Annotated in this window: 12 protein-coding genes; 3 read left to right on the top strand and 9 right to left on the bottom strand. The window is 44.7% G+C overall.

All coding sequences use genetic code 11. The features are described from left to right. Nucleotides 1-9: 9 nt before the first annotated feature. The 3 genes from U0033_RS23910 to U0033_RS23900 form a co-directional block, all read right to left on the bottom strand. Nucleotides 10-711 (bottom strand): response regulator transcription factor, encoded by a 702-nt coding sequence (locus tag U0033_RS23910; protein ID WP_072364009.1) that lies wholly within the window; start codon nucleotides 709-711, stop codon nucleotides 10-12. 77 nt (nucleotides 712-788) lie between these two features. Then, nucleotides 789-1580 (bottom strand): DUF3108 domain-containing protein, encoded by a 792-nt coding sequence (locus tag U0033_RS23905; protein WP_072364011.1) that lies wholly within the window; start codon nucleotides 1578-1580, stop codon nucleotides 789-791. Between the two features lie 8 nt (nucleotides 1581-1588). Further along, complete coding sequence (locus tag U0033_RS23900; protein ID WP_072364012.1) at nucleotides 1589-2458, bottom strand: lysylphosphatidylglycerol synthase domain-containing protein; 870 nt, start codon at nucleotides 2456-2458, stop codon at nucleotides 1589-1591. A gap of 154 nt (nucleotides 2459-2612) precedes the next feature. On the opposite strand from U0033_RS23900, the gene ruvC reads away from it, so the two are divergent. Continuing rightward, nucleotides 2613-3173: a crossover junction endodeoxyribonuclease RuvC gene (gene ruvC, locus U0033_RS23895; protein ID WP_245801834.1), complete on the top strand. Its 561-nt coding sequence runs from the start codon at nucleotides 2613-2615 to the stop codon at nucleotides 3171-3173. A gap of 143 nt (nucleotides 3174-3316) precedes the next feature. Next, nucleotides 3317-4024 carry a response regulator transcription factor gene (locus U0033_RS23890; RefSeq protein ID WP_072364016.1) on the top strand — a complete coding sequence of 236 codons (708 nt, stop codon included), beginning with the start codon at nucleotides 3317-3319 and terminating at the stop codon, nucleotides 4022-4024. On the opposite strand, the gene U0033_RS23885 is transcribed toward U0033_RS23890, so the two are convergent. The 4 genes from U0033_RS23885 to rsmA form a co-directional block, all read right to left on the bottom strand. Then, on the bottom strand, nucleotides 4002-4400 hold the full coding sequence (locus U0033_RS23885) for an HIT family protein (RefSeq protein WP_072364108.1): 399 nt from the start codon (nucleotides 4398-4400) through the stop codon (nucleotides 4002-4004). The genes U0033_RS23890 and U0033_RS23885 overlap by 23 nt on opposite strands. 81 nt (nucleotides 4401-4481) lie before the next feature. Further along, a complete protein-coding gene (greA, locus tag U0033_RS23880; protein ID WP_072364018.1) occupies nucleotides 4482-4955 on the bottom strand; it encodes a transcription elongation factor GreA in 474 nt (157 codons plus the stop codon). Between the two features lie 197 nt (nucleotides 4956-5152). Next, nucleotides 5153-6082, bottom strand: coding sequence for an NAD(P)-dependent oxidoreductase (locus tag U0033_RS23875; RefSeq protein ID WP_072364020.1), 930 nt, complete (start codon nucleotides 6080-6082; stop codon nucleotides 5153-5155). Beyond that, nucleotides 6079-6831: a 16S rRNA (adenine(1518)-N(6)/adenine(1519)-N(6))-dimethyltransferase RsmA gene (gene rsmA, locus U0033_RS23870; protein ID WP_072364022.1), complete on the bottom strand. Its 753-nt coding sequence runs from the start codon at nucleotides 6829-6831 to the stop codon at nucleotides 6079-6081. The genes U0033_RS23875 and rsmA overlap by 4 nt, the downstream gene beginning before the upstream one ends. A gap of 154 nt (nucleotides 6832-6985) precedes the next feature. On the opposite strand from rsmA, the gene pdxA reads away from it, so the two are divergent. Continuing rightward, the gene (gene pdxA, locus U0033_RS23865) at nucleotides 6986-8050 is read left to right on the top strand and encodes a 4-hydroxythreonine-4-phosphate dehydrogenase PdxA (protein WP_072364109.1); all 1065 of its coding nucleotides are present in this window, start codon (nucleotides 6986-6988) and stop codon (nucleotides 8048-8050) included. Between the two features lie 278 nt (nucleotides 8051-8328). Here the strand turns inward: pdxA and U0033_RS23860 are convergent, their stop codons facing one another. Beyond that, nucleotides 8329-8973: a hypothetical protein gene (locus tag U0033_RS23860; RefSeq protein WP_143150861.1), complete on the bottom strand. Its 645-nt coding sequence runs from the start codon at nucleotides 8971-8973 to the stop codon at nucleotides 8329-8331. Nucleotides 8974-8989: 16 nt separating this feature from the next. Continuing rightward, entirely contained in the window at nucleotides 8990-11146 is a 2157-nt protein-coding gene (locus U0033_RS23855) for a TonB-dependent receptor (protein ID WP_072364024.1), read from the bottom strand. Nucleotides 11147-11310: the final 164 nt, after the last annotated feature.

Genomic DNA, 11310 nt, shown 5'->3' with positions numbered 1-11310 from the left:
TTTACAATCTTAATCTTTCACTACCAGGCGGAAACCGTTACCGTGAATGTTCACGATCTCGATATTGGGATCTTCCTTCAGGTATTTGCGCAGCTTGGCGATATACACGTCCATACTACGACCATTGAAGTAAGTATCGCTACCCCAGATCTTCTTCAGTGCCAGTTCGCGGGGCAGCAGGTCATTCTTATGCTCGCACAGCATGCGTAACAGTTCATTCTCTTTTGGAGAGAGCGTATGTGTTTCCCCATCACGGGTCAGGGTACGCAGGCGGGCATTGAATTCATAGCGGCCAATTTTAAACTCGTGCTGCTCTTCCTCTTTGCTGTTCAGTTCCTGGTTTCTCTTCAGGATCGCTTTGATCTTCAACAGGAGCAATTCACTGTCAAATGGCTTGGCAATATAGTCATCAGCACCCAGCTTATACCCCTGGATGATGTCTTCTTTCATTGTTTTGGCAGAGAGGAAGAATAAAGGAATGTCCGGATCTACATCGCGGATTTCCTCGGCTAGTTTAAAACCATCCATATTAGGCATCATGATATCCAGGAGGCAGATGTCAAATTTCTCCCTTCTGAAGGCAGCCAGTGCCAGAATACCATCGCGGCACAGTTCCACGTCATAGTCATTCAGTTCAAGATAATTTTTGAGCACCATACCCAGGTTGGTATCATCTTCCGCCAGTAATATCTTTGGTTTACGTTCTTCCATATATAATAAAGTATTAATGTAGAAACAAATATAGTTAGTCAGATGTTCACATAAAGTTAAAATAAGCCTAAACGGTATTATTTTGAGATGAGAGAGGAAAAAGGATAGCGGATATTCTTGTACCCGACCATATCTACTTTAATGCTGCCCACGGAAATAGGGCTATCAATACGGAGGGGTATTTTATTACCGTCGTCACTCACCCATACACTCATTTTCTCCCCGCCTTCGAACATAGAACCTTGCAACAGCAGGGGGGCGAACCGGATAGCCCGGAACTTTCCGAACTTGGTTTCTACGATTTCCTTGCCAATATAGCGCACATATATGCTATACACTTTATCATCCAGGAACATATTGAAAGGGATCTTATCGCCTGGTTTATACTTATTGAAGTCGATATTGCGGGCATAATAAATAGCGCTGATCACGTCCTGTACACAGCCAGGCACTTTAAAGCTACCAGTGGTACTCACAGCGGTGTGCTGTGCCTGATAGAAAGTGACGTCATTGTGGAGCCGGTACCCACCTTCCTCTACATCGCGGAGGAATTTCATGGGCATCATATTAGCGGTATCTATAAAGCTTTGGTATTTATCCCGCACCTTGAAGAACCAGTCGTAGGTACGGAAGGTCTTGCCTTCGGCTACGATATGATATACATCTTTACCGCTATATTTTTCAAGAATGCAGTTAAAAGTGGCTTCACCCGCGCCTATGAATACTCTTCCAAGGGTATAGTAGACTTTAAATGTAATACTCTCGCCGGCTTTGAAGCTGGTATTGGTGATACCGCAAAAGTCATTTTGGGCATACAGGGGGCGGATAGTGGCCAGACTTAAAACAACTATGAGTAGAATGGACCTCATTGATGAAGCTATTTTTCCTTAAAAATCTTAATTCCCAGCAATAGCACACTACCTAATACGGCCGGCAGCACGAGGTTTACCAGCCAGATAATGACCGTTGCCGCTATGATAGCTGGACTGTTCATACTGAGGAATCCCATGAAATACAGGCTTACTTTGCCTCTCAGGCCCAGTTCTGCAATGGCGACAGTTGGAACTATAGCCATTACGAGATAAATGACAGCGTTCATCAAAAATCCTTGCCACCACAGCATTTCAACGCCCAATGTGTCAAGCAAAATCAAATACTGTGCCGAGAAGACCACATAGCGTAAGGCCGAAAGGAGCAATAAGTGTTCGAGGTCTGCATTGGAGTAACGAACAATAATTTGCACAAATATCCGGGCCTTCCTCAACAATGGTATTCTTTCAAAGATTGATAGAATGATCTGCAGCCGAAAATATAACAATATGACCAAGCCACAAATTATCAGAACGACCCCAAACGATATTTTTTCCCAGGTAGCATATCCGGTTACCTGTTCAGGCCTTACTGGCGTGAAGTTCGCCACAAAATAGATAAAGCCGGTTAACCCAAAGATAATAGTCACAATCAGCTGGCTAAAACTTCCCACCATAGTGGCAGCAATTGCCTTTAATTTGCTTCTATTATTACTAACATAGAGTACCCGACCCCCATATTCCCCGATCCTATTAGGCGTATTGATAGAAAACGAGACCCCGGAGAGTATCGCCCTGAAGGCCCGGAGAAAGGGCATTGGCTGGAGGGGTTTGATCAGCATCTGCCATTTGCGGGCCTCCAGCCCCCAGTTAACCAGCATGCCTATCAACACCAACAGCATGGCCACAACGCCTTTATGCTCAAGGGTATCTATCATTTGCTGAAGAGAACTCTTTAAATTAGGTTGGTGGAGCAGTTGATTATAAATGGACCAGGCTAACCAGGTAAAAAGGACTGCCCCCAGCAGGTAATTGAGAATTATTTTGGTATTTTTGTTCAGACATCAAGATTTTGGCAAAAATAAACTGTGGTTGGCAAACAAGTCAAAAATAATTCTCGGTATTGACCCGGGTACGCTGGTAATGGGCTACGGGCTTATACTGGTAGAAGGAACAAAAGCCAGCCTGCTGGAAATGGATGTGTTAAAGCTGTCCCGTCACAAAGATCACTACGAAAGGTTGCAATTGATACACGCCCGTGTAAATGAACTGATACGCTTGCATAAACCGGTTTCCTGCGCAATCGAGGCCCCTTTCTTTGGTAAGAACGTACAGAGTATGCTCAAACTGGGTAGAGCACAGGGTGTAGCCATTGCTACAGCCATGCAGGCCGGAGTTCCAGTGACGGAGTATTCACCCAAAAAGATAAAACAGTCCATCACCGGAAATGGAAATGCCGATAAAGAACAAATCTGGCAAATGCTCCAAAGGATCCTGAAATTCTCAGAACGCCCTGATTATCTGGATGCTACAGATGCCCTTGCAGTAGCAGTCTGTCATTTTTTTCAAGAATCCAGTATTATGCCGGATACCAGTAAGGCAAAGGGTTGGGATGCATTCCTCCAGAAAAATCCAGGCCGGATCGTCGGTTAAATGTTGGACTTAGCGCAGAGGTTTTTCCAGAAGTTAATAATTTGTATTTACTTTGAATCAAATTCTTCATAACTCGCTCCCCCTGATGATACATGGAGCTATACACCATAAATTATGGTATTTTATATAATCAGCATCAAGCTATGAAAGCAAGAATCCTATTGGTGGAAGATGATCAAAATGTTGGTGCGGTAACAAAGAAGCGATTAGAAGAAGCAGGCTACGATGTGGTACATAGCACAGACGGACAAATGGCCTGGGAGCAGTTCCAGTTACGAACCTTTGACATATGTTTACTGGATGTGGTAATGCCCAAAAAAGACGGCTTCACCCTGGCAGAACAAATCCGGAGAAAAAACGACTTCATTCCTATCCTCTTTCTGACCTCGAAAGCAATGGATGAAGATAAAATTAAAGGATTCAAAACAGGCGCAGACGACTATATTACCAAACCATTCAGCATGCAGGAACTCTTGCTGCGCATTGAAGTATTCCTGAAAAGAACCAAAAGTGCCGTAAATAATGCGACAGAGAAACGTACGCAATATAACATCGGCAACCTCACCTTCGACTATAATGACCTCATTCTTCGCGAAAAGAACGGAGAGGTTTCCAGCACGCTTACACAAAAAGAAGCTGACCTGCTCAAGTACCTTTGCGATAATGCAAACAAAACACTGAAACGGGAAGAAATCCTCTTCCACGTTTGGGGCAAAGATGACTACTTCCTGGGCCGTAGTATGGACGTTTTCATTACCAAGCTGAGGAAACATTTCAGAACAGATCCAACCGTGAAGCTGGAAACCCTCCATGGTGTCGGTTTCAGGTTCAACGTGCCAGGGCAGCTGTAATCTGCTCCTGCACAGCCTTAAACTCAGCCTCTGACAGCTTAAGCTTAGGTCGCTGGAAGTTCATGTCGTCTACCGAATTAATAGGTATCAAATGCATATGCGCATGCGGTACTTCTAAACCAACAACGCTTACTCCTACACGATTGCATGGAAATGCATGCTCTATCGCCTGCGCAATAGGCTTAGCAAATAACAACCACTCACCCAGCAGATCATCTGTCACATCAAAAAATTTGTCTACCTCCTCCTTTGGAACAACCAATACATGCCCCCTCACTAATGGGAAAATATCCAGAAAGGCATAAAAACTCTCATTCTCAGCTATCTTATAGCTGGGAATTTCACCATTGATGATTTTCGTAAATATAGATGCCATATTGCGGGTTTTAAAGAATACTAAAGGTAAAAAAAAAGCCCTCCGCATAATACGGAAGGCCTGATATCTTCAAAGGGATCATTATATCGTAATATTATCTACCCTCAGTTTGGTTATACCATTAGGAGTGGTGATTTCTGCAACATCCCCAATCACTTTGCCCAGCAATCCCTTCCCAATGGGAGAAGTCACTGAGATCTTATTCGCTTTCAGGTCAGCCTCTTTCTCCGACACCAGTTGATAGGTGACAGTCTTCTTAAGGCCTATATTAGTAATAGTCACCTTACATAAAATAGATACTTTGGAGGTATCAATGGAATCTGCTTCCACTACTCTGGCAGTAGCAATAGCATTTTCAAGCGTAGCCAGCTTGGCTTCGTGTAAACCCTGCGCCTCCTTTGCTGCGTCATACTCAGCATTTTCCTTCAAGTCACCTTTCTCCCGCGCTTCCGCAATCGCCCTGGCAATCTCTGCCCGGCCCTTTGTCTTGAGGAAGTTGAGCTCTTCACGCATCTGGTCCAGGGTCTCTTTGGTAACGTAGTTAATACCAGACATAACGTTATTTAGTTTAAGAATAAAGAAAAAAAATCAACGCCCCCGTTTGCACAGAAGCGTTGTAAATTTGTATTAAAGCAAATATAACGAAAAAATGCTTATTCCCCTAAAGAATGTCACATATACAGTATTCCTAATGCATGAATCTGCCCACATAGTTTTGTAAGCATTCCTAATGACAATTTCTCCCTGCGAACCTATATCACATGCAACTTCTCTAACACAATCCTGGCCATGTTTATACTCGCCTCATGTGTATATCCAGCAATATGCGGCGTCATTACCACATTCGGAAAACTCAGCAACTTTTTCAGCTGCTCCTTCTCCTGCTGACTATAAGTAGACAACTTTTCATTCTCCTGTACATCCAGTGCCGCCCCTCTCAGCAAACCCTCTTCCAATGCCTGGATCAGATCAGCAGTGTTCACTATCTTCCCCCTCGCCGCATTCAGGAACCATACCGGCCTGTGGAAAGAACGGAAGAACTCCAGGTTCGCCAGATGCTTCGTTTCACCTGTCAGTGGCAAATGCACACTCACAATCTCCGCCTCAGCATACAGTTGCTCCATGGTCGCCTCCTGCACATGATCATTGCTGAAACCAGTTTTATATTTATCATATGCCAGGATCTTTGGCTCAAAACCTCTCAGCTTGCGCGCATATGCACTTCCTGTATTACCATATCCAATAATGCCTACAGTACGGCCACCTATCTCAAATCCCCTGTTGCCATCCCGCTCATAGATCCCCTCCCGCAGTTCCAGGTTACTCTTCAGCACATTGTTCATCATACATAACAGCATGCCCACCATCTGCTCTCCCACCGCCTCCCGGTTGCCTTCCGGACTGCTGGCGCAATGTATTCCCCTGCTTTCTGCATACGGCACGTCTATCAGTTCCATCCCGCTGCCCAGCCGGCCAATCCATTGCAATTGCTTCGCATGGTCTATTACCGGCCTGTCTATCTTCATGCGGGTCGTTACAATCAATCCTACATATTCATGAATGGCTGTAAGCAGCTCTTCGTATGTGATGGAAGGCTGGTAGCTGACTTCAAATCCCTTTTCTTCCAATCTGTCTATTAAATAGTTGTGCGCCCTGGCTGTAATTAATACTTTGCTGCTCATATCATCTTATGGGATAATGCTACAAAATCTGCTACAGTCAGTTCCTCTGCACGCTTAGTGAAGAAACTGTCCTGTAGTACTTCTTTATCAAATAATGGTTTTAACGGATTTCTCAGTTGCTTACGGCGCTGGCCAAAAGCAGTTTTTACCAGGTTGAAGAACTTCCGCTCATTCGGAATGTCATAAGCCTCTTCCAACCTGTGCAAGCGGATGACTGCTGATTTTACCTTTGGCGGCGGATTGAAACAGGTTTCACTTACTTCAAACAGGTATTCTACTTTATAAAATGCCTGTAACAGCACGCTTAATACCCCGTAATCCTTATTCCCATGCTTTGAAGCAATGCGCTGCGCCACTTCTTTCTGGAACATCCCCACCACACATGGCACCTGGTCTTTCCAGTCCAGGATACGGAACATGATCTGGGTAGAAATGTTGTAAGGGAAATTGCCAATAACATTAAATTTCCCCTCAAATGGAGGTTTCACATCCAGGAAACTCTCATTAATGAGCTTTCCCTGAATAGCAGGATAAGTCTTCTGAAGGTATTCAACCTTTTCAGTGTCCAGCTCTACAGCCTTGAATGTAGTATCCGGCAGTTCCAGGAGGTATTTAGTGATGGCGCCTGCACCAGGCCCCACTTCCAGCACTTGCTGATTCGGAATTACAGGTAGTGAATCAACAATCTTTCTGCAGATATTTTCATCCCTGAGAAAGTGCTGCCCAAGCGATTTTTTAAGTGTATACATGATCAGGGATCAAAATTACGGAAATCAGATTGAATCTGACCATAGCCCGCCCCCAGATCTCCTGCGCAGCAGGATTGTGGGATCGCTTCAGGGAAAATTGAAAATTGATTCCCTGCCAATTCTTGTTATATTTGCCCATTATTCTCAAAAAAGCATGAGTAGCAACGCCCATACAAACAAGCCGGTAATTGGTATCACCGTTGGTGATATTAACAGCATTGGCGCCGAATTGATCATCAAGACCTTTGCAGATAACAGAATGCTGGAGTTTTGTACCCCGGTGATATTTGCTAGCAACAAAACCATCAACTTCTACCGCAAGCTGATGAATGAGAACAACTTCAACTACCAGAGCCTGAAGGAATTCTCCAGGCTGAACCACAAACAGGTGAACGTCTATAACTGCTGGGAAGAAGAAGTACAGATCACACCAGGTATACTGAACGAAATCGGCGGTAAATACGCTGCCCGTAGCCTTGCAGTAGCGATCGAATGCCTGAAAAACGGCGAGATCGATGGCCTGGTAACCGCCCCGATCCACAAAAAGAATATCCAAAGCGAACAGTTCAATTACACCGGCCACACTCCTTATCTCAGAGATGCCTTTGAAGCAAAAGATGTGCTCATGTTCATGACTGCCGATAATATGCGCGTAGGTCTGCTCACAGAGCACGTACCTGTCAAAGATGTAGCAACGTATGTGACACGCGAAAATATCCTGGCTAAACTGACCATGATGAAAGATAGCCTGATCAAAGACTTTGGTATCGATCAGCCACGCATTGCCGTACTGGGCCTGAACCCACACGCCGGCGATGATGGACTGATAGGTGAAGAAGAACTGAAAGAGATCATTCCGGCTATCAACCAGGCTAAGAATAATGGGATCCTCTGCTTTGGTCCGTATAGCGCCGATGCATTCTTTGCAAGGAACATGCACAGCACCTTCGATGGTGTACTCGCTATGTACCACGACCAGGGCCTGATTCCATTCAAATCACTGGCTACCGGCGAAGGTATCAACTTCACAGCAGGTCTGCCTGTAGTACGCACCTCTCCTGACCACGGTACTGCATTTGATATTGCAGGCAAAAACCTGGCAGATCATTATTCTTTCCGCCAGGCAATCTTCACCTGCCTGGATATTATAGAGAAAAGAGAGATCTACGCGGAGAACACACAAAACCCACTCAAGAAAATAGAACTGGCTTCTGAATAGGACTGTTTGAATTTATAGAAAATATTAAAGCGGCTGCTCATGTATGAGCAGCCGCTTTTCATTAAATCTATTCATGCCCCCAGCCATCCGTATAAAGACCTTTTACTACAGAAAGTAACAAAGCTGCGGAAGAAGCCACGGAGAGTTTATTTTCCACGGTTTTCATGGGGTTCAGTTTTTAGGTTAACGTGTACGTTTAAAGTCAACCCTAAACACTGAACTGCAGGCGCGCGTGCAGTTAATGAACCGGCAAAAGCCGGTCCATTAACTGACAATTATTATTTCCCTAACAACTGCTTAGTATACTCCTCTCCCCAATGCGGCGCAATCACACTAGCCGGCTTAAACGCAGCAAACTTCTTCAGCGCTAACTCAAACTTCTCCTTCGCCTTTTCCTTACTACCACCAAACTGCTCCGGTGTATAATACAAAGACTGCCCCTGCAACAAATCTACCCTGGGATTATCTTTATTGATCTGCCCGGCCTGTGCCAGCCATGTTGCAGATTCACTACCATACTGCATCCCCCTTGTTTGCGGATCCACGCCAATGCGTGCTGTAGCAACCAGTGAGCGGATACAATAAATCTCATCATTCTTAGGCGCCAGCGCATCTGCCTGCAGAATCGCATTCTGGGCCTTATCATCGATCGCATCTACCTTGCTCTTATCTTTCTCCGCCACTGCATTCATCACATAGCAATAAGCAGCATAATAATAAGGCAGCCATTGTGTTTTTTCCGCAGCCGCAATACGCTCAAATGTGTTAGCTATTTCCTGCATCTTCTCAGGTCCACGGTTGGCAGGATCATCCAGCAGGGCAATCTGCTTGGCCATCGCACCCTGGTACTGCGCACTCTGCGCAAAACTCATCGAAAATGTAGTCACTAAAAGGCAGAAGGAGAGAACAAAAGTTTTCATCATATTCAAGGTTTAAATTTTATAAATTATCAATGGTTTCCTGGCGTCTGTCTATACCAAAACTCATAAACATACCCAGGTAAATAAAGCGGGGAATATTCGGTGTGATCGCTTCCCGGCGCATCGCATCTGTAGAATAATGATAGCCATACACCTGCTTGAAATTACCTACATTATTCACCGATAATACAAGGATGGTAAAGGCTTTGCGAATAGATGTCAGGTAACTGACACTCAACCCGACTGAATTATAATCGATGGTCTTTTGCGACATAAACTGGTTCACAGGCAGGTTAGGATTGTAATAAGGACGGCCTGTTGCAAAGCTGTATGTCAAACCGATATTAGTTGTAATGGAAGAAATATAATACTTGGTCACTACGCTGAAAGTGTGTTTGGCGGCGAAGTCCGGCTGTACCTCATATGGATACGTCAGGTAATTACGTTTTGTATCCAGGTAAGAATAAGATACCCAGTAATCAAGGTTCTTCACACTCTTACGATCACGCCAGAAGAGCTCAATACCTTTCGCATAACCAGTACCGTTAGTCGCTGTATCAGGACTTGTCTTCACCAGCTTATGATACTTCTTATAGAAAGCTTCCACGCGCAATGTATAGTTGTTTGCTACCCGCTGAAAACTTGCAATGTAATGCGTGGCCTTCATGTAATCCAGGTCTGGCTTGAACCGCAGGTATTGTTGCTCCGGCTTCTGATAGTAATCACCATACGCCAATGATAGCTGGCTATTCTGATCTAACTTGTACGCCAGTGAAACACGCGGCGCCAGGTTCATCTTACCTATCTTTGAAGAATACTCCATTCTGCCGCCTACACGACCTACAAATTGTGGCGTAAAATAAATATCACCTTCAGCAAAAGCAGCAGAATAATTATCTGTATAATTTGCCTTGTACCCATTGTATTCAGCATTCTCCACAGCATACTGGTATTCGCCGCCAAAGCGTAACGCAGAGAAACTACCAATGTTCTTCGTGAGCATCACCCTACCCTGTGCCAGTTGAGACAGGTTATGAATTTTCAGGGGATCGGAGTTCTTGGGCATCGTGTCTAAAGTGATTCTATCCGTATTCGTACTATAGGATATCCCTGCATTGATCTTCCATTCATTACCCAGTAACTCTTTATAACTGAGATTTGTATAAACATTCTGATTCTTCATTTCAAACAGCTCCCTGGCGCCCGCGTATTCAAAGCTGGGGCGAATGCTACCCATATGTGTCCAGTTACTATAACCATAGAATTTGAGCATCCCGGTCTTAGACGTTTTCCTCCTGAAATTGGCAGAAGTGCCTATGATCTCCGGGTTTACACTCGGCTCAAACTTAGGCTTGATCACATTCAGGTAGGGTCCCAGGTTAGTGTAATCAGCTTCAATACCAAAGGAACCTTTCTTATCTTTTGACAGCTCATTCAATCCACCACTTAACCCGATTGGCGATACACCCAGTGTATAGGAAGACCGATCCGGCAGGTCCTGCGATTCCAGTACCAGTGCTGATGATAAACCCTGCCCATATTGCGCGGAATAACCACCACTGCTAAAGGTCGTTCCTTTGAAAAGAAAGGGGGAAAAACGACCTCTTCCCGGCATATCAGGCAATCCTGAATAGAAAGGATTACGCACCAGCAAACCGTCTATAAATGTCTGTGTTTCGTATCCGGTACCACCACGTACAAAGAGCCCTTCCTTGTCGTTGGTCTGCTGTGTACCAGGCAAGGTTTTCAGTGCACTCACAATATCTGCCATGGCGCCACCGGTGGTGACAATGTCCAGTGGTTTCAGAACAGTATTATTCTTCTCGCTGCTGGCTTCAATACTGCCTGCAGAGATGGTGACTATTCTCAGTTGGCTGATGTCATTTCTCAAAATGATACTTAGGGTCACCGGTCCTGAAAGATTTACTTTTTGTTCCTGTGTCTGATAGGTGTTCAGGCTGAAAATAATGGATTGTTCGCCGCTGGCATCAGTAGTAAAAGAGAAGGTACCGTCAGCAGCACTGGTAGCACCATCGTAAGCGTCTTTAATGGAGACATTCACACCCTGTAATGGATGGTTCTTCTTGTCGGTGATCTTCCCGCTGATCTTCGTTTGTGCCTGCAGAATGGTCGACGATAAGCCAGAAATAAACAGAATAAGGTAAAACTTATACATAGGGGGCGTTGAATTTTTAACAAAGCTACATGGGGGCCGCTGGGCAATCAATCCATAAAAGGCAAATGTAGGGGGTATTGCCGGTAAAAGTGGGTGAAAGGTCGGTAAAAAGAGAAGCCCCTCCAATAAAGGAGAGGCTTCTCATAATATACTTACCTTGATAG

It is taken from the genome of Chitinophaga sancti (assembly GCF_034424315.1).
GTDB lineage: Bacteria > Bacteroidota > Bacteroidia > Chitinophagales > Chitinophagaceae > Chitinophaga > Chitinophaga sancti.
Note: the sequence above shows the minus strand (reverse complement) of the source record. Positions and strands in the feature narration are given on the sequence as shown.

Bases quoted from the DNA above. Each gene is read 5' to 3' on its own strand.
- U0033_RS23910 (WP_072364009.1), bottom strand. From the start codon at position 711: ATGGAAGAACGTAAACCAAAGATATTACTGGCGGAAGATGATACCAAC.
- U0033_RS23905 (WP_072364011.1), bottom strand. From the start codon at position 1,580: ATGAGGTCCATTCTACTCATAGTTGTTTTAAGTCTGGCCACTATCCGC.
- U0033_RS23900 (WP_072364012.1), bottom strand. From the start codon at position 2,458: ATGATAGATACCCTTGAGCATAAAGGCGTTGTGGCCATGCTGTTGGTG.
- U0033_RS23890 (WP_072364016.1), top strand. From the start codon at position 3,317: ATGAAAGCAAGAATCCTATTGGTGGAAGATGATCAAAATGTTGGTGCG.
- U0033_RS23885 (WP_072364108.1), bottom strand. From the start codon at position 4,400: ATGGCATCTATATTTACGAAAATCATCAATGGTGAAATTCCCAGCTAT.
- greA (WP_072364018.1), bottom strand. From the start codon at position 4,955: ATGTCTGGTATTAACTACGTTACCAAAGAGACCCTGGACCAGATGCGT.
- U0033_RS23875 (WP_072364020.1), bottom strand. From the start codon at position 6,082: ATGAGCAGCAAAGTATTAATTACAGCCAGGGCGCACAACTATTTAATA.
- rsmA (WP_072364022.1), bottom strand. From the start codon at position 6,831: ATGTATACACTTAAAAAATCGCTTGGGCAGCACTTTCTCAGGGATGAA.
- pdxA (WP_072364109.1), top strand. From the start codon at position 6,986: ATGAGTAGCAACGCCCATACAAACAAGCCGGTAATTGGTATCACCGTT.
- U0033_RS23860 (WP_143150861.1), bottom strand. From the start codon at position 8,973: ATGATGAAAACTTTTGTTCTCTCCTTCTGCCTTTTAGTGACTACATTT.
- U0033_RS23855 (WP_072364024.1), bottom strand. From the start codon at position 11,146: ATGTATAAGTTTTACCTTATTCTGTTTATTTCTGGCTTATCGTCGACC.